Consider the following 17,695-nt stretch of genomic DNA (forward strand, 5'->3'; position numbering starts at 1 on the left):
TTTTCACGGTCAGGCGGAGGGTAGCGCGTGACCACCAGAAGGGCTCGATCGGCAGACGCCGGCTCCAGCGAGGACAGGGATTTCCTGATCGGCATCGCACGCGGCATTGCCGGTGCGCTGCTGTTTGCCGTTCCGATGCTGATGACCTCGGAAATGTGGTATCTGGGATTTTACATTGGGCGCGGCAAGCTGCTGCTGCTGATGCTGCTGACCATTCCCCTGCTTGTCGTGCTGGCCCATCGGCTCGGCTTTGAAAAGACCCGTACCTGGGGACAGGCGGCCCGCGATGCGACCGTCGCCTACGGTATCGGCATTTTCACCAGCATTCTTTTCCTGGCGCTGTTCGGCCTGATCAAGCCCGGCATGTCGGCCGACGAGATCATCGGCAAGATCGCGATACAGGCGGTTTCCGCCTCGATCGGCGCCATGCTCGGTCGCAGCCAGCTTGGCGGCACGTCCGACGATGACAACAAGGACGATGACGACGAAGAGGGCGACGACGCGCCGGAGCGCCAGACGCCCTATGTGATCGAACTCTTCATGATGGCGGTCGGGGCCCTGTTCATCTCGTTCAATGTCGCGCCGACCGAGGAGGTCATCCTCGTCTCCTACAAGATGACCTATTGGCATGCGCTGGCGATGATCGTCATCTCGCTCTCCATGATGCACGCCTTCGTCTACGCGCTGGCCTTCCAGGGCGGCCATGAACTGAAACCCGAAACGCCGCAATGGCATGCCTTTGTCCGTTTCACCCTGCCCGGCTACGTCGTGTCGCTGCTGATCAGCGTCTATACGCTCTGGACCTTCGGGCGGCTGGGCGGCGTCGCCCCGGTGACGACGGCGATGACGGTGGTCGTGCTCGGCCTGCCTGGTGCGCTCGGTGCCGCCGCCGCCAGACTGATCCTGTGAGGACGACACGATGACCACCACCCGCAACGGCATTCACACCGAAGATCACGAGGCGCATCTGGTCGAATGGATCACCGGCGCGGTGTCCGGGCTGCTGGTCGCGGCCCTGATCGGCTGGATCGGCTGGCAGGCGGTCACCGCCAGCGCGGAGGCTCCGTATTTCATGGTGGACGGAGTGAGGACGACAAAGATCGGCGACGGCTGGCGGGTGGAATTCGCCGTCCATAACAAGGCCAATACCACGGCCGCCGGCGTGGTGGTCGAGGGCACATTGAAGACAGGCGAGACGGCCGAGACCGATCAGGTGACGCTCGACTATGTGCCGGGACAATCGGAAACGACCGGTGGCCTGATGTTTTCCAGCGACCCGGCCAAAGCTGCGCTGAAGATAAGGGTGGCAGGCTATACCGAGCCATGAAGGGCCCCCCGCCCCTCAGGCGCTGCGTTGGGCCGAAACCAGCAACATCATCGGCCGCTCGAGCTCCTCTGCAAGAGCGGGATCTTCACGGATCTGCACAGGCGACGGCGCGAATTCCTCGACACGGGTGATGGCGAAACCTGAAGCGATCAGGGTGTTGAGTGTCGTGGCCATGGTGCGGTGGTATTTCAGCACGCCCTTTGCAAACCAGTCGGTACGCCGTTCACCCTCGACGGCATAGCCGTTGACCGGCCAGGTCTTGCGCCCGTCTTCGTCCGCGATCCAGTGCGGATGGGCCGCCGCCATGAAGATCGGATGCTCGATGATGAAGACCAGATGGCCGCCCGGCACGATCGCCCGGTGCAGCATGCGGATCAACCGGTCGAAATCCTGGACGTAATGGAACGCCAGCGAGCTGTAGCCGAGTTCGAAACCGGCCGGCGGCAATTCGAGCAGGTCCATGTCCACAATCCGGTACTCGATGCCGCTGTCTGCGGTTTCGGCCCGCGCACGCGCGATCATGTTTTGGGAGAGATCGAGCCCGAGCACGGACGAGGCGCCCTGGTCCCGCATCCAGCGCGATACCCAGCCGAAACCGCAGCCCAGATCGACCACCCGCTTGCCGGCAACGCTCGGCAACATGGCCCGCGCCGTCTCCCACTCCGGCGCAGCCTCAAGACCGTCCACCTGCCGCGGCAACTGGCTGTAGCCGGCGAAGAAATCGGGGGTGTCATAGATGTTCTGGGCCATGCCACTCTCCCGCCAGTGTGTGCCTCTTACCCGCCGATCAGCGCCAGCCACTCGTCCTCGTCCATGGTCTGGACGCCGAGTTCCTGGGCCTTGGTGAGCTTGGAGCCGGCGCCGGGACCGGCGACCAGGATATCGGTCTTCTTCGACACCGAACCCGAGACCTTGGCGCCAAGGCTTTCGGCCGTCGCCTTGGCTTCGTCGCGGGTGAATTTTTCCAGGCTGCCGGTGAAGACGACGGTCTTGCCGGCGACCGGGCTGTCGGCCGTCTGCGGTGCCTCGGCATCCTCGGGCGTCACATATTCGAGCAGCTCGCCGATCACCTTGACATTGCGCTCTTCCTTGAAGAACTCGACGATCGCGGTCGCCACCACCTCGCCGATGCCGTCGATGGCGTTGAGTTCGTTCCAGGCCTCGCCATGCAGCGGCCCGGCTTCCTTCATGCCCTCCTCCAGCGCCGTGTAGGAGCCGTAGGAGCGCGCGAGAAGCTTGGCCGTGGTCTCGCCGACATGGCGGATGCCGAGCGCGTAGATGAAGCGGTGGAGCGCGATCGTGCGGCGCGCGTCGATGGCGTCGAACAGCTTGCGCACGCTGGTGCGGCCGAAGCCCTCGATATTCTCGAGCTTGGTCAGCGTCGCCTTTTCCTGCCGCGCCTTCAGGGTGAAGATGTCGGGCGCCGTGCGGATCTGGATCGCCGGATCCTCGCTGTCGAAGAAGAAGTCGATCTGCCTGGTGCCCAGCCCCTCGATGTCATAGGCGTTGCGCGAGACGAAATGCTTCAGGTGTTCCTTCGCCTGCGCCTTGCAGATGAAGCCGCCGGTGCAGCGGGTGACCGAATCGAGCTTGCCGGTCTTCTCGTTCTTTTCCCGCACCGCATGGCTGCCGCAGACCGGGCACTTCGTCGGGAAGGCATAGGACTTGGCATCGTCGGGGCGCTTTTCCATCACGACGTCGAGCACCTGCGGGATCACGTCGCCGGCCCGCTGGACGATCACCGTGTCGCCGATGCGGATGTCGTGGCCCTCCTCGCGGATCCGCTCGCCACTGTTGCCGATGCCCTCGATATAGTCGGCATTGTGCAGGGTGGCATTGGTGACGACCACGCCACCGACGGTGATCGGGGTCAGTCGTGCCACCGGCGTCAGCGCGCCGGTACGGCCGACCTGGATGTCGATATTCTCCACCGTGGTGAAGGCCTGCTCGGCCGGGAACTTGTGCGCCGTCGCCCAGCGCGGCGAGCGGGAGCGGAAGCCGAGCCGCTGCTGCAGGTCGAGCCGGTCGACCTTGTAGACGACGCCGTCGATATCGTAGTCGAGATCGGGCCGCTTCAGGCCGATCTCGTGGTAATGGGCCATGATCTCCTCGATCGAGGAGAGCCGCTTCATCAGCGGATTGATCGGAAAGCCCCATTTGCCGAAGGTGTCGACCATGCCCATCTGGGTATCGGCCGGCATTTGCGAGATTTCGCCCCAGGCATAGGCGAAGAATTTCAGCTTGCGTTTCGCCGTCACCTTGGCGTCGAGCTGGCGCAGCGAGCCTGCCGCGGTATTGCGCGGATTGACATAGGTCTGCTTGCCCTCGGCCTCCATCTGCGCGTTCAGCGCCAGGAAGTCGGACTTCGCCATGTAGACCTCGCCGCGCACCTCGACCACGTCGGGCGCACTGTCGGGCAGCGTCTCGGGGATTTCGGAAATGGTGCGGATATTGGCGGTGACGTTTTCGCCCGTGGTGCCGTCGCCGCGGGTGGCAGCGGTCACCAGCTTGCGGTTCTCGTAGCGCAGCGACATCGACAGGCCGTCGATCTTCGGCTCGGCGGTAAAGGCAATCGAACCATCCGGCAGCTGGCCGAGGAAGCGGTAGACGGAGCTCAGGAAATCGCGCACGTCCTCGTCCGAGAACACGTTGTCGAGCGACAGCATCGGCCGGGCATGGGTGACCTGGGTGAAGATGCCGGCCGGTGCCGTGCCGACGCGCTGCGACGGGCTGTCGGTGCGCACGAGCGCCGGAAAGCGTGCCTCGATTGCATCGTTGCGGCGCTTCAGCGCATCATAGTCGGCGTCGGAGATCTCCGGCGTGTCCTGGCCGTGATAGGCCTGATCGTGATGGGCGATCTCGTCTGCCAGCCGTTCAAGCTCGACTTTCGCTTCCTCTTCGCTGAGGTCTTCGACGGGGGTGACGGTCTTCGCCATCTCAGGGTCTCTCCGGACTAACGCAAGCGCGATCACCGTTCGCGCACTGTCTGCATGCACTCCCGGTCTTAGCGCAATTCCCCAGGATGGGAAGCCGGCCGGGTTCGATATTCATCCCTCTATAGCAGGCGTCCCCAGCTCAACCCTGGCAGTGATCGGCAGGTGGTCGGAGGCAAGCCGCGCCAGCGGCGTGTCGTGGACGAGGATGCCGTCGATCAGGCCGCTGCGATTGGCGATGATGCGGTCGAGCGACAGCATCGGCATGCGGGCCGGAAAGCTCGGCACCGGTGCCGGCAGCGGCCCGAACAGCTTTTCCAGCTTCCTCAGCGCCGAACCGTTGCCGAGCCGCCATTCGTTGAAATCGCCCATCATGATCGTCGGCCGGTCGTCGCGGCTTCCCAGCAGATCGAGGATTCGGTCGGCCTGCTGGCGCCGGGCCCAGCGCATCAGGCCGAAATGCGAGGCGATCACCCGCAACGCACCGCCGCGCTCCATCTCGATTTCGGCGATCACCGCGCCGCGCGGCTCCAGCCCCGGCAGTTTCAGCTGGTGCACGTCATGCACCGCCCCTTGACGAAACAGCAGCAGATTGCCGTGATAGCCATGCGATTTCGGCTGCGTCTCGATCGGCACCGGCATCAGTCCCGTCTCCTCCTTCAGCCGATGCAGGTCGAGCAGACCGGCCCGCTCGCCGAACCGCTCGTCGGCTTCCTGCAGCGCGATCACGTCGGGAGCGATTTCGCAGATCACATCCATGATTCGCGCCGGATCGAAGCGGCCATCGCTGCCGACGCATTTGTGCACATTGTAGGAGGCGACCAGCAGGCTGTCGCCGCCGCCGCGGTGGTCAGGACTGTCGAGCGGGCGCGAACGCTGGTTGCGGATCGAGGTCAGAACGTTCCTCGTCAGGGTATGTCGTCTCGTCACCGTCATAAGTCTGCGCCATCCTCCATGCCCCGCGGGCTCCTCCAACTCATAGATAGGGCGAGCCGAGCCAAAGAATACGGTCCAGCAGCCGCAGCAGGAAGGGGCGCCCGACGATCTCGTCGCGCGTCAGCTCATGCGCCGCGTCACGGGCGGCGAGCACCCGGCGTTCTATGCCCTCGGCGAAGCGCTCGTCGTGGATTTCCAGATCGATCTCGAAATTCAGCCGCAGCGAGCGCGAATCGAGATTGGAGGAGCCGACAAAGGACCAGCAACCGTCGACGACCATCAGCTTGGAATGGTCGAACGGCCCGGTCGCCTGGAACACCCGGCAGCCGTCGCGCAGCACCGCGCCGAACTGGCCCATCATCGCATGGGCGACGATCGCCAGATTGTTCTTCGAGGGCACGACGATATCGACCTCGACCCCGCGCCTTGCCGCCGTCGCAAGTGCCGCCAGGAAGGCCGCGTCGGGCAGGAAATAGGGCGACATGATGCGGATCGATAGCTCGGCGACGGAAAAGGCGCCCATCATCAGGCTGTGATTGGTCTCCAGCGATGCGTCCGGCCCCGAAATCACCGGGCGCACCAGCGCTCCGTCGCCATGGTCGACCGGTTGCGGCTGGCCGGTCCAGTGGGCGCCCTTCAGCACCTCGCCGGTCTCGAAATTCCAGTCGCCGGCCGCCACCGCAAAGAGATCGGACACCACCGGGCCGGTGACGCGGAAATGGGTGTCGTGCGCCGCATCCGGACCGGTAAAGGCATCGCGGATATTCATGCCGCCGGCAAAGGCGACGCGCCGGTCGACCACCAGGATCTTGCGGTGGGTGCGCAGATTCGCATAGGGCAGCCTGAGGCCGACGATCACCGAACCGTTGAACACCGCGACAGGCACGCCGCCATCCTCCAAGAGCCCGCGGATGCTCGGCACGGTATAGCGGGCGCCCACCGCATCGATCAGTACCCGCACCTCGACGCCGCGGCGCACCGCCGCGATCAGCCGGCCGGCTATCCGGCGGCCGATCTCGTCATTGTCGAAGATATAGGTTTCCAGCAGGATCGACCGCTCGGCCGCGTCGATCGCCGCGATAAAGGCGGCATAGGTCTCGTCGCCGGTCGACAGAAGCTCGACCCGGTTGCCGGGCAGCAGCGGGGTGCGCGTCACGGTATCGCCAAGCCGTTTCAGCGAGGCCATGCGGCTGCCGAATCGCTCGATATAGCTTTCCCCTTCGGACAGATGGGTCAGAAGCTCGCGAAAATCGACGCCCCGGCGCCGGCGCCGGCTGATGATCTGGCGACGGCGCATGCGGTTGACGCCGGCCACCAGATAGATCGCCGCGCCGATCAGCGGCGACAGCATGATGACGCCGACCCAGCCGATTGCGGCGCGCACATCCTCCTTGGTCATCGCCGCGTGGATGACGGCGATCCCCCCGAGGACGAAGGACAGGACGGCGAGGATATGGGGCCAGTAGGACGCAATCGTTTGGAACATGCCGGGCAAGCTAGCGCGTCCGACGCCCGATGCAATATGTCGAGATCAGGTCGCGTGCGAATATTCCGGCGGAACCGCGGCCAGCATTCGCAAACCTAGCAATTGGAGCGCTTTCCCATGTCAGCATCATTCGGAAACGCCGTTCGCCATCGGCGACATCAAGCAATGGTCGCTGGCGGTCTGAAAAACGCGTGCTACTCAAGGGGGCATCAACGGATGCATCACGTGTCACGCTCACCAGGCCTTCGCCTCAACTGGGCCCCGCCCGGAACCCAGCCCTGTGGTCGTGGCGGAAGAGGCGGCGGCACGGGAGCGCCTGCCCCGGCTGCCACGACCGGTGCCGGTGCTGCAGGCGGCGGGCCAGGCGCTACGGCAGGGCCGGCAGGCGCCGGTCCCACGGCGGGTGGCGGTGGCGGCTGAAACTGAGGATTGGGAATCCGCGGCGGCGGTGGCGGTGCCGGTCCAAACGGTAGGTCCAGATCATCCTCACTGTCACTTTCATCGTCACCGCTTCCGTCTGATCTACCGGTGCCGCGACCATCGAGACTGTCCCTTCCCCAATCCAGCATTGCCGCAGGTGGCGGCGGCACGACCGCGGGCTGCGGGATCACCGGCGCCGCCACAGCGGGCTGCTGGGCGGGCACGGGCTGCTGAGCCGGCACGGGCTGCTGAGCTGCGCGGCGGCGAAACAACCTCGCGAAAGGCGAATTCCAGAATAGCTCCCACATGGCGCATCTCCATCAACGATCGCTCATGAAATATTCAAAGGGACTTTGCCAACGCCTTCAGGGGTGGTCCAAGACTTTTGCGGATGCCAATCTGGATCCCGAGACCGTTGTCGGCCTCCAGGATGCGGATGTCGTCGTCCTTCTCGATATAGTTCAGCAAGACCGCGACCTCGCGCGGCGAGCCCGGCATGACGCTGATCTTCTTCGCCACGCTGGAAATGAAGGCGGTGATTTCCGGGACCTGTGCCCTGGCCTCGGGTTCATCGAGAGCCTTCAGCGCGCGCGTCAGGTTCTGCAGGCCGAGAAGCGCGGCCTTTTGCTGCTGCACGAGTGCGCGGCGCGCCTGTTCCGGGGCGGCAGAACCGCCGGCAGCATCGTCCTGCTGCTCCGTTTCGGCTTCGGCTCCGATCACCTTGACCGATAGCGGTATCTTCTCAGCCTTCAGGAACTGCATCATCGACCTAGCAGCGCCACTGAAGCCCCTCTCGCAGGTCAGGTTCAAAACGTTCCCGGCAAGCTGAAGGCTGCCATAGGCGACCTTGCCACCGCCGCTCGCCTCCTTTGCCGCCATGCTCATCGACTTTCCGGATTTCTTGCGGGACAGAAGCAGGGCACTGGCTCCCGGATCCTTGCCGCCACAATAGGCGAAAGACATCGGCTCCGCCTTTGCCCTGTCGATCATTGTCCGCAGTTCGGATCCTTTGAGCGCCATATTGGACTTGGCATATCTCCGTATAGCAACAGCTTAGCGCAACGGCCGTCCGACAAGACGACCGCACAACAATCAGAGAATGAAATCGGGCAAACAAGCTTCGAGAACGAAGCTCGACTTAAAAACTTACTGGACAATACGGTATCGCAAGGCTGCAATATTTACAACCAAAAAGCGATAATAGTACTAATATTGCAATTTACAATAACGCTCAGCGGTCGCCGGCCAACAGCTTGGCGGCGGCGGCGCGTGCCTCTTCGGTGATCGAGGCGCCGGCGAGCATGCGGGCGATCTCTTCCGTGCGGTGTTCCGGCTCCATGCGGGCGACCCGGGTGGCGATCTTGTCCGACGCCTCGTCGGAAGGCCCTTTCGAGATCAGCAGATGGGTTGCGGCGCGCGCGGCCACCTGCGGCGCATGGGTGACGGAGAGCACCTGGACCTTCTGCGACAGGCGCTGCAGCCGCTGGCCGATGGCATCGGCAACCGCGCCGCCGACACCGGTGTCGATCTCGTCGAAGACAAGTGTCGGCGCCGAGCCGCGATCGGCGAGCGCCACCTTCAGCGCCAGCAGGAAACGCGACAGTTCGCCGCCGGACGCGACCTTCATGATCGACCCCGGACGGGTGCCCGGATTGGTCTGGACATGGAATTCGACCGTATCGATCCCCTCGGCGGTGGGGTTCTCCGCATCGGTCGCAAGCTCGACCATGAAACGGGCCCGCTCGAGCTTCAGCGCCGGCAGTTCGGCCATGACGGCGGCGGCCAGCGCATCGGCGGTGTTGTGCCGCTTTTCAGACAGGCTGGCGGCGCCACTGGCGAATTCCGCCCTGGTCTCGATCACCGCCTTGTCGAGCACGGCCAGGCGATCCTCGCCGGCGTCGAGCTCGGCCAGATCGCCCACCATCTTTTCGGCCAGCGCCGGCAGGTCGGTGACCATGACATTATATTTGCGGCCCGCGGCGCGCAGGGCGAACAGCCGCTCCTCGGTGCGCTCCAGCTCGCGCGGGTCGAATTCGGTGCGGCGCAACGCCGCCTCGACCTCCATCTGCGCATTGGACAGACTGTCCAGCGCCGCATCCAGCAATTCGACGGTTTCCTCGAGCAGGCCCGGTGCCTCGTGGCTCTTGCGCTCCAGCCGGCGCACCATCGAGGCGATCAACGGCACGGGCGAGGCATTGCCGTTGAGGAATTCCGAGGCTTCGGAGATGTCGCCGGCAATTCGCTCGGATTTCTGCATCCCGGCGCGGCGCTCGGCGAGTTCCTCCTCCTCGCCGTCCTGCGGGCTCAGCGCCTCGAGTTCCTCGACGGCTGCACGCAGGAAATCGGCCTCGCGGGCGGCCGCCTCGACTCGGGCACGGTGGGCGCGGGCCTGGCGGTCGGCCTCGCGCCAGCGGCGATAGCGTTCGCCGACCTCGGCCGCCTCTTCCTGCAGGCCGCCAAAGGCATCGAGCAGCAGACGGTGGGCATGGGTGTCGATCAGTGCGCGGTCGTCATGCTGGCCGTGGATTTCGACCAGCGTCTGGCCGGCGGTGCGCATCAGCTGCACGCTGACCGGCTGGTCGTTGACGAAGGCCTTGGTGCGGCCGTCGGCCGACTGGTTGCGGCGAAAGATCAGGTCGCCGTCGTCGTCGATGCCGTTGTCGCGCAAAAGCTTGCGGGCGGCATGATCGCCGGCGACGTCGAAGACCGCCGTCACCTGTCCCCGATCGACCCCGTGGCGCACCAGACCGCCGTCGCCACGCCCGCCAAGGGCCAGCGACAGACTGTCGAGCAGGATGGATTTGCCCGCGCCCGTCTCGCCGGTCAGCACCGAAAGACCCGCCTCGAAGGTCAGGTCCAGCCGCTCGATCAAGACGATGTCACGGATCGACAGTTGGACCAGCATGGGGCTTCAGGCTCCAGATCGCGTTGCGGGGATCAGGACGAGCCGAGAACAAGCTTCTTGCCGGCGCGCGAAATCCACGATCCCGCATTCTCACGCGGCTCGACGCCGCCCGACTTCAAGAGCTTGTAGGAATCGGCATACCACTTGCTGTCAGGATAGTTGTGGCCGAGAACGGCAGCCGCCGTCTGGGCTTCCTGGACAACGCCCATGGCATAATAGGCCTCGACGAGACGCGCCAAGGCTTCCTCGATCTGATTGGTGTTGGAATAGTCCTCGACGACCTTGCGGAAGCGCGAGATGGCGGCGAGATATTCCTTGCGTTCCAGATAGTAGCGGCCGACCTGCATTTCCTTGCCGGCGAGCTGATCGCGGGCAAAGCGGATCTTCGCCTGGGCATCGTCGACATATTGCGAGTCGGGATAGTTATCGACGACGTTCTGCATCGCGTCGATGGTCTTTTGCGAATAGCTCTGGTCCTGCGTCACGTCGACGATCTGCTTCCAGTAGGCAAGGCCGATGAGATACTGGACGTAAGCCGAATCTTCCGAACGCGGATAGAGCTTCATGTAGCGCATGCCGGTGTTGACGGCATCGCCGTTGCGACCGCTGCGATACTTGACGAAGGTGCTCATCACCAGCGACTTGCGCGACCAGTCGGAGAAGGGATGCTCGGCATCAACGGCGTCGAACTTGCGCGCCGCCTCGGTCATGTGGCCCGCCTTGATGTTGGCGAGGCCCTGATTGTAGAGCGTCTCGGGCGGATCGGTTTCCGCGGCAAGCTTCGTGATGTCGATATCCGGATCGGACTGGCACCCGGCCAGAATGGCCGCGGGTGCCATCATCAGGAGGCATACACCGGTAATCCGCGCTGCGTTCTTCACCATTCTCGACCCTAATTACTGTTCGACGGTACGCTTGCAGCGCCGCCTGTAGTCGTCGCTTTCACTGGCGGTTCTAGCCATAAATCCAGCATGAGGGCAACGCAATGATGGCGATTTAACGCATTTTTATGGCAAAGGCCGCGTCGCCTTGCGGATTACCCAGCGGAAACAGCGGCCCTGGCACATTGTGACGGAAAACGAAGGCGTCGCCCCTGCCCGCTCAGCCTTCCATGGCCCAGGGCGCGAATTCCGGCGCCGAGATGGCGACGAATTCGCGGGCCCGCAACTGCTTGGTCCGGGTGGGCGCCTCGACCACTTCATAGGCGGTCGGATCCGACAGAAGGGCTTTCAGCGCCTGGGCATTCATCTTGTGGCCGCCGCGATAGGAACGGTAGCAGCCGATGAACTGCGCGCCGGCCAGCGCCAGGTCGCCGACGGCATCGAGCGTCTTGTGACGGACGAACTCGTCCTTGTCGTAGCGCAGGCCCTCGATGTTGACGACCGTGTGGTCGTCGGAGATGACGACGGAATTTTCCAGCGACGAGCCGAGCGCGAAGCCGGCGGCCCACAGCCGCTCCACATCGCGCATGAAGCCGAAGGTGCGGGCGCGCGAAAGCTCGGCCTTGAAGGTCTCGGGCGTCAGTTCGCCCTCCCACTTCTGGCGGCCGATCAGCGGCGTGTCGAAATCGATCTCGACCTCGAAGCGCGTGCCGTCATGCGGATGGAATTCGGACCAGGACGCGCCGTTTTCGAAGCGGACCGGCTTGACCACGCGAATATAGCGACGCTTGACGCCGAGATTGCGGATGCCCGCCTGTTCGATGGCATCGATGAAGGGTTCAGAGCTGCCGTCCATGATCGGCATTTCGGCACCGTCGACTTCGACCAGGAGATTGTCGACGCCGAGGGCGTAGATCGCGGCCATCACATGCTCGATCGTCGCGACCGAACGGGCCGGCGCCGTGCCAAGTACGGTCGAGAGGTCGGTATTGCCGACCATCGCCGAGACGGCGCGCAGTTCGGTAAAGGTGCCGTCGGCATGGGCGCGCTGGAACACGATGCCGGTGCCGGCCTCCGCGGGCAGGAAGGTGATGGATACTTCTTGACCCGAATGAACGCCGGTACCCGTGATCGTGACAGGGTTTTCAATGGTGGACTGGAAACCCAGCAAGCCGATGGCCATAAAATTTTCACCTTCCGATAAGCGCGGCAATCGCTCTTTGTCGCCCGCTGCGCTTGGTAATCCTTGGACCCGCCTGCTCAAGGGCGAGAGAGTCGCATGTTCCCGTGATAGATACGGTTCCCTCCGCCACAATCCAAATCACTGTTTCTTTCGAATTGTAACGAAACGGCCTTTCTGAAGTCGGATGTATTTTCAGCAGCTTAAGCTGAAATGCGAAAGGCCCGGAGCATGTGCCCGGGCCTTCCGTTACCGATTGGCTCCTGCCTCTCAGTTCGACTGCCGCCGCAAGAATGCGGGGATTTCGAGCTGATCGTCGTCCTGTGCAGAATGCGACGAGGGTACGGCCCGGCCATGATCGTCCAGCTGACCGCGGCGCGGTGCATAAAGGCTGGCTTCAGGCGACAGCGAACGGCGCTGCTGCGAGGTCGCCGGCGGAGCGGACGTCATGTCGGACTGAACATCACCTTCCTCGGCGTGGCGTCCGAGAGAATTGGTGATGCGCTTCAGGAGACCCATCGGACCGCGCTCGTCGACAACCGGTGCGGCTGTCTGCTGGGCGCGGCGATCCATTTCGGCGCGGACGACCGGGGGGAAGTCCTCGACCTTGGGCATGCGGACCGGCTCGAGCGTCGCGGAACCGGCAGGCTCCTGACGAACCGGAGTTTCGATACGAGCCGGTGCCGGGGCTTCCGCACGCAGCACCGCTGCGGCCGGAGCCGGTGCGGTCATGGCGACGGGGGCCTGGGCAGGCGCGGCAACCGGACGCGGGGCGACCGCTGCCGGAGCCGGTGCAGGCTCGGGGGCGCGCATCGGAGCAGGCGCTTCGGCGGCCGGCGCAGCAAACAGCTTGCTGGCGGGACGGAAGTTTTCTGCGACCGGTGCGGCCGGCTTGTCTTCGGACTGCCGCGCGATGGCGAAGTCCAGTTCGCGTTCCATGTCAGCTTCTGCCGAGCGGATCGTTTCGGCGACAGTGTCGACCGGCTTTGGTGCCTGCATCGGCGCAGGCTGCACTGCGGCCGGGGCCGAAGCCGCGGCCGCCAAGGGACGGGTAGTCGTCTTGGTGATCTGCTCGTAGGCGCTCGGCATCGCGCCGTCGGCACGATCGATACCTGTTGCCACGACCGACACGCGGATGATGCCTTCCAGCGATTCGTCGAAGGTGGCGCCGAGGATGATGTTGGCGTCCGGATCGACTTCCTCGCGGATGCGGGTTGCCGCTTCGTCGACTTCGAACAGGGTCAGGTCGCGACCGCCGGTGATCGAGATCAACAGGCCCTGCGCGCCCTTCATCGAGGTTTCGTCGAGCAGCGGGTTGGCAATAGCCGCTTCCGCCGCCTGCAGTGCACGGCCTTCGCCGGATGCCTCGCCGGTCCCCATCATGGCGCGGCCCATCTCGCGCATCACCGAACGAACGTCGGCGAAGTCGAGGTTGATCAGGCCTTCCTTGACCATCAGGTCGGTGATGCAGGCAACGCCCGAATAGAGCACCTGGTCGGCCATCGCGAAGGCGTCGGCAAAGGTGGTCTTGTCATTGGCGATCCGGAACAGGTTCTGGTTCGGAATGACGATCAGGGTGTCGACCGACTTCTGCAGTTCCTCAATGCCCTGTTCGGCCAGACGCATGCGGCGCCCGCCTTCGAAATGGAACGGCTTGGTGACCACGCCGACCGTCAGGATGCCCTTGTTGCGGGCAGCCTGGGCAACGACGGGGGCCGCACCGGTGCCGGTGCCACCGCCCATGCCGGCGGTGACGAAGCACATATGGGTGCCGTTCAGGTGATCGATGATCTCGTCGATGCACTCTTCGGCGGCCGCACGGCCGACTTCCGGCTGCGACCCGGCGCCGAGGCCTTCGGTGACGTTGACGCCGAGCTGGATGACGCGGGTCGCCTTGGTGATGGTCAGCGCCTGGGCATCGGTGTTGGCAACGACGAAGTCGACGCCTTCGAGGCCCGCGGTGATCATGTTGTTCACGGCATTGCCGCCGCCGCCGCCGACACCGAATACGGTGATCCGAGGTTTCAGCTCGGTGATGTCAGGCTTTTGCAATTGTATGGTCATTTACCTGTTCCTTCTGTTCCAGACCGTCGCCACGACCGATCTGTTTGCTTCCATTTTCCACCCCGGGCTCCGTTCGGGAGACCCGGGACCGAAATTCAAAAACTTTCCTTCAGCCACTGCCCCATCCGGGCCAGACGACCATTGCCCGCCGAAAAGGGCGAGAAGAGGCCGCCCTGCCCTGCATGGGTTTCCAGATCCGCCACCTGCGGGTAGATCATCAGCCCGACTGCCGTCGAAAAGGCGGGGCCCTTGGCGGCGACCGGAAGACCGGAAACCCCCATCGGCCGGCCGATCCGGACATTGCGGGCCAGGATGCGGCGTGCCGCATCGGGAAGCCCTGTGAGCTGGCTTGCACCACCGGTCAGAACCACGCGCTTGCCGACAACCGGGCTGAAACCCGAGGTGTGGATACGGTCGCGGATCAGTTCCAGCGTTTCGTCGATGCGCGCACCGATGATGCGCGACACCAGGGCCCGCGGCACCTGGCTCGGCTGGTCGCGGTCGTCCTCGCCGATCGGAAGGACCGGGATGATATCGCGTTCGTCGCCACGGCTGACGATCGCCGAGCCGTGCACGACCTTCAGCCGTTCCGCATCCTCGATGCGGGTCGAAAGACCGCGTGCCAGGTCGGTGGTCACGTGATGACCGCCCAGATTGACGGCATCGGTATGGATCAGGCGCCCTTCGGCAAAGACCGAGATCGTCGTCGTGCCGCCGCCCATGTCGATGGCGGCGCAGCCGAGTTCGACCTCGTCGTCGACGAGAGCGGCAAGGCCGCTGGCATAGGGTGTTGCCACGACGCGCTCGACCGACAGGTGGGCGCGGTTGATGCAGAGTTCGAGATTGCGCAGCGCACCGCGCTCGACGCTGACCATGTGCATGTCGACGCCGAGAACGTCGCCATACATGCCGAGCGGGTCGCGAATGCCGCGCTCGCCGTCCAGCGCGTAGCCGGTCGGCAGGGAATGCAGCACGGCCCGTTCGCTGTTCTGCGACTGCAGGTTGGCCGCGACCAGAACCTTCTTGAGGTCCGTGCCTTCGACTTCCTGGCCACCGAGGTCGATGGTGGCGGTATAGACGTCCGAACCGATGCGACCGGCCGAGACGTTGACGATCAGGCTCTCGATGGTGAGACCTGCCATGCGCTCGGCGGCATCCACGGCCAGACGAATCACGCTCTCGATGGCGTCGAGATCGGCAATCACGCCGGACTTGACGCCGCGCGACCGCTGATGGCCGATGCCGATGATCTCGACCGAATGGGTGCGCCCCGGCAGCACGTCGCTTTCAGGGCGCGGCGTCAGGCGGCCGATCATGCAGACGACCTTGGTCGAGCCGATGTCGAGCACCGAAACGATATGCGTGCGCTTGGAGGAAAGCGGCCTGGAGCTTGGCGGCGTGCCGCCCTGGGAGCGAAAGAAACTCATAATACGTTCTGCCCCGACTTCTTCAGTATCTTCAAACGTTCGGCAACCGCCTTGCCACGGCGTTCCTCGGCTTCCGGCGTCAGGCGGATGGTGACCCGGTCGGCAAGCCTCAGATCGACGACGGCAATGTCGCGCTCCAGAAGCTGCTGCGAGGCTTCCAGCGCCGCCAGACGGTCCATCGCCGCATCAATGTCGTCTTCCGGCAGCTTGACGATGACGCCATTGGCCAGATGCACGTCCCAGCGACGGCTGGCGATGCGCACATAGGCCTTGATCGGCGATGCGATGGCCGGCCAGTGGGAGAAATCCTTGTCGATCGAACCGGCGGCCGTTTCAGCATCGCGGCCGACGAACAGCGGCAAGGCTGCAAAGCGGTTGTCGCGCAGCGGCGAAATGACGCTGCCATCCTTCTCGATCAGCGACAGATCCGAACCATGCTGCCAGATCCCGTACGCCTTGCGCTCGTTCAGCATGACCTCGATGGTGCGCGGATAGACCTTGCGAACCTCTGCCGCCTCGACCCAGGGCATGGCGCTGAGTGCCTTGCGGGCCGCGTCGATGTTGAGCGCCAGAAGCGAGGTCGTGCCGTCGAGGCCGAGCGTCTGCAGGATGTCGATTTCGGAGGTGTAGTCGTTGCCCGACACCTTGACGTCCTCGATGGCAAAACCGGCAGCAGCCGTCATTGCCTGGGCAACGGCCTGGCCGTGGCCACCCTGGATGACGCCGACGCCGACGACGAAGGCGCAATAGGCGGCAAACGACACGCGACCGAGCCCGGCCGGCAGCGTCACGCGACCGGTCGCCAGACCGACGCCCTGGCGGACAAGCCGGCGCAGCGGACGCGGCAGGACGATGCGCGCATCACCCTTGACCTCATCCCGGCGGCCCGAATGGCCGTTACGAACCTTGCCCATCAACGCATGCACGACGCGTCCTCCACCATCCAGCTGACGAAAGAACCAAAGGAATGGCCAGCTTCGATGGCCATTTCGGGCAGCAGCGAAGTCGGGGTCATGCCGGGCTGCGTGTTGATTTCGAGCCAGATCAGTTCACCGTCCTCGGACAGGCGATCGTCCAGGCGGAAGTCTGAGCGACTGACGCCACGGCAGCCGATCACCTCATGCGCCCTGACCGACAAGTCTTGTATTTTTTGGTAAATTTTCGGTGAAATTTCCGCCGGCAAAACATGCTTCGAGCCGCCTTCGGCATATTTTGCATCATAGTCGTAGAAGTCGTGGCCCTGCGGCACGATCTCGGTCACGCCGAGCGCCTTGCCGTCCATCACGCCGCAGGTCAGCTCCCGGCCGGCCACATAGCGCTCGACCATCAGCCGCTCGCCGTAGCGCCATTCGGAGGATCCGAGGATCTGCGGCGGATATTCGCGGTCTTCCGGCACGATGATGATGCCGAAGCTGGACCCTTCAGCGACCGGCTTGACCACGTAAGGCGGCGCGATCGGGTGATCGTTGGTGAATTCGCTACGCATCATGATTCGCGCCGGCGCGACCGGAATGCCGGCGCTGGCGGCAACGATCTTCGCCTGCCCCTTGTCCATGGCAAGGGCCGAAGCCAGCACGCCGGAATGGGTGTAGGGGATCTGCAGATATTCCAGAATGCCCTGAATACGGCCATCTTCGCCGAAAGGGCCATGCAGGGCGTTGAAGGCAACGTCCGGGCGCAGATCGGCGAGCACCGACGCGACATTGCGATCGACATCGACCCGCGTGACGCGGTAGCCCTCGGCCTCCAGCGCGTCGGCGCAAGGCTTGCCAGATGCCAAGCTGACAGGCCGCTCGGAGGAAAATCCCCCCATCAGAACCGCGACGTGCTTGCTACCCATGACTGCTCCGGAATGCCGAATGCTATTGCGTTTGACGAAGGGCGGCTTGGGCGCCTCTTCGCATAAGGTTAGTAAAACAACATTAAGGTTAATGAACCGTTTACTTTCGTTAACCGTCCGCCAAGCAATTGAAAAACATCGCTAAATCGAGACGACTTCACGCAGCGCTGCAGTTTCGCCGGTCGAATCGGGCCCGTTATAGGGCCGAATCGAGACGGTTTGCGACTGCTGCGCAGGGCGACCGGATACGGGTCTAGAGGCGGCACCAAGACGTGCCCCTTCAAGATGTTACCGGC

Annotated in this window: 14 protein-coding genes; 2 read left to right on the plus strand and 12 right to left on the minus strand. The window is 64.1% G+C overall.

Annotated features, from left to right (window positions below):
- The first annotated feature begins 27 nt into the window (after window positions 1–27).
- Entirely contained in the window at window positions 28–909 is an 882-nt protein-coding gene (locus tag J2Z17_RS18670) for a TIGR02587 family membrane protein (protein ID WP_209947164.1), read from the plus strand.
- A gap of 10 nt (window positions 910–919) precedes the next feature.
- The gene (locus J2Z17_RS18675) at window positions 920–1,327 is read left to right on the plus strand and encodes a TIGR02588 family protein (protein ID WP_209947165.1); all 408 of its coding nucleotides are present in this window, start codon (window positions 920–922) and stop codon (window positions 1,325–1,327) included.
- 15 nt (window positions 1,328–1,342) lie between these two features.
- On the opposite strand, the gene J2Z17_RS18680 is transcribed toward J2Z17_RS18675, so the two are convergent.
- The 12 genes from J2Z17_RS18680 to J2Z17_RS18735 all read right to left on the minus strand — a co-directional run bounded on the left by J2Z17_RS18680 (window position 1,343) and on the right by J2Z17_RS18735 (window position 17,399).
- Window positions 1,343–2,077: a class I SAM-dependent methyltransferase gene (locus J2Z17_RS18680; RefSeq protein WP_209947166.1), complete on the minus strand. Its 735-nt coding sequence runs from the start codon at window positions 2,075–2,077 to the stop codon at window positions 1,343–1,345.
- 26 nt (window positions 2,078–2,103) lie between these two features.
- A complete protein-coding gene (gene ligA / locus J2Z17_RS18685; protein ID WP_209947167.1) occupies window positions 2,104–4,263 on the minus strand; it encodes an NAD-dependent DNA ligase LigA in 2,160 nt (719 codons plus the stop codon).
- Window positions 4,264–4,374: 111 nt separating this feature from the next.
- Entirely contained in the window at window positions 4,375–5,196 is an 822-nt protein-coding gene (locus J2Z17_RS18690; protein ID WP_209947168.1) for an endonuclease/exonuclease/phosphatase family protein, read from the minus strand.
- 40 nt (window positions 5,197–5,236) lie between these two features.
- Window positions 5,237–6,682 carry a phospholipase D-like domain-containing protein gene (locus tag J2Z17_RS18695; protein WP_209947169.1) on the minus strand — a complete coding sequence of 482 codons (1,446 nt, stop codon included), beginning with the start codon at window positions 6,680–6,682 and terminating at the stop codon, window positions 5,237–5,239.
- Between the two features lie 762 nt (window positions 6,683–7,444).
- Entirely contained in the window at window positions 7,445–8,092 is a 648-nt protein-coding gene (locus J2Z17_RS18700; protein ID WP_209947170.1) for a hypothetical protein, read from the minus strand.
- Between the two features lie 241 nt (window positions 8,093–8,333).
- Window positions 8,334–10,007 (minus strand): DNA repair protein RecN, encoded by a 1,674-nt coding sequence (recN, locus tag J2Z17_RS18705; protein WP_209947171.1) that lies wholly within the window; start codon window positions 10,005–10,007, stop codon window positions 8,334–8,336.
- Window positions 10,008–10,039: 32 nt separating this feature from the next.
- Window positions 10,040–10,849: an outer membrane protein assembly factor BamD gene (locus J2Z17_RS18710; protein ID WP_377300185.1), complete on the minus strand. Its 810-nt coding sequence runs from the start codon at window positions 10,847–10,849 to the stop codon at window positions 10,040–10,042.
- 259 nt (window positions 10,850–11,108) lie between these two features.
- The gene (gene lpxC / locus J2Z17_RS18715; protein WP_209947173.1) at window positions 11,109–12,071 is read right to left on the minus strand and encodes a UDP-3-O-acyl-N-acetylglucosamine deacetylase; all 963 of its coding nucleotides are present in this window, start codon (window positions 12,069–12,071) and stop codon (window positions 11,109–11,111) included.
- 267 nt (window positions 12,072–12,338) lie between these two features.
- Window positions 12,339–14,132, minus strand: a complete 1,794-nt coding sequence (ftsZ, locus tag J2Z17_RS18720; RefSeq protein WP_209947174.1) for a cell division protein FtsZ — start codon at window positions 14,130–14,132, stop codon at window positions 12,339–12,341.
- A 95-nt stretch (window positions 14,133–14,227) separates the two neighbouring features.
- The gene (ftsA, locus tag J2Z17_RS18725; RefSeq protein ID WP_209947175.1) at window positions 14,228–15,559 is read right to left on the minus strand and encodes a cell division protein FtsA; all 1,332 of its coding nucleotides are present in this window, start codon (window positions 15,557–15,559) and stop codon (window positions 14,228–14,230) included.
- Window positions 15,556–16,473, minus strand: coding sequence for a cell division protein FtsQ/DivIB (locus tag J2Z17_RS18730; RefSeq protein ID WP_209947385.1), 918 nt, complete (start codon window positions 16,471–16,473; stop codon window positions 15,556–15,558). Before J2Z17_RS18730 ends, ftsA begins: the two co-directional genes overlap by 4 nt.
- Window positions 16,473–17,399 (minus strand): D-alanine--D-alanine ligase, encoded by a 927-nt coding sequence (locus J2Z17_RS18735; protein ID WP_209947176.1) that lies wholly within the window; start codon window positions 17,397–17,399, stop codon window positions 16,473–16,475. Before J2Z17_RS18735 ends, J2Z17_RS18730 begins: the two co-directional genes overlap by 1 nt.
- Window positions 17,400–17,695: the final 296 nt, after the last annotated feature.

The organism is Heterorhizobium halophytocola, from assembly GCF_017873095.1.
GTDB lineage: Bacteria > Pseudomonadota > Alphaproteobacteria > Rhizobiales > Rhizobiaceae > Allorhizobium > Allorhizobium halophytocola.

What these genes read in the sequence shown, in the direction of transcription:
- J2Z17_RS18675 (WP_209947165.1), top strand. Translation starts at nt 920, where the DNA reads ATGACCACCACCCGCAACGGCATTCACACCGAAGATCACGAGGCGCAT.
- J2Z17_RS18680 (WP_209947166.1), bottom strand. Translation starts at nt 2,077, where the DNA reads ATGGCCCAGAACATCTATGACACCCCCGATTTCTTCGCCGGCTACAGC.
- ligA (WP_209947167.1), bottom strand. Translation starts at nt 4,263, where the DNA reads ATGGCGAAGACCGTCACCCCCGTCGAAGACCTCAGCGAAGAGGAAGCG.
- J2Z17_RS18690 (WP_209947168.1), bottom strand. Translation starts at nt 5,196, where the DNA reads ATGACGGTGACGAGACGACATACCCTGACGAGGAACGTTCTGACCTCG.
- J2Z17_RS18695 (WP_209947169.1), bottom strand. Translation starts at nt 6,682, where the DNA reads ATGTTCCAAACGATTGCGTCCTACTGGCCCCATATCCTCGCCGTCCTG.
- J2Z17_RS18700 (WP_209947170.1), bottom strand. Translation starts at nt 8,092, where the DNA reads ATGATCGACAGGGCAAAGGCGGAGCCGATGTCTTTCGCCTATTGTGGC.
- recN (WP_209947171.1), bottom strand. Translation starts at nt 10,007, where the DNA reads ATGCTGGTCCAACTGTCGATCCGTGACATCGTCTTGATCGAGCGGCTG.
- J2Z17_RS18710 (WP_377300185.1), bottom strand. Translation starts at nt 10,849, where the DNA reads ATGATGGCACCCGCGGCCATTCTGGCCGGGTGCCAGTCCGATCCGGAT.
- lpxC (WP_209947173.1), bottom strand. Translation starts at nt 12,071, where the DNA reads ATGGCCATCGGCTTGCTGGGTTTCCAGTCCACCATTGAAAACCCTGTC.
- ftsZ (WP_209947174.1), bottom strand. Translation starts at nt 14,132, where the DNA reads ATGACCATACAATTGCAAAAGCCTGACATCACCGAGCTGAAACCTCGG.
- ftsA (WP_209947175.1), bottom strand. Translation starts at nt 15,559, where the DNA reads ATGAGTTTCTTTCGCTCCCAGGGCGGCACGCCGCCAAGCTCCAGGCCG.
- J2Z17_RS18730 (WP_209947385.1), bottom strand. Translation starts at nt 16,473, where the DNA reads ATGGGCAAGGTTCGTAACGGCCATTCGGGCCGCCGGGATGAGGTCAAG.
- J2Z17_RS18735 (WP_209947176.1), bottom strand. Translation starts at nt 17,399, where the DNA reads ATGGGTAGCAAGCACGTCGCGGTTCTGATGGGGGGATTTTCCTCCGAG.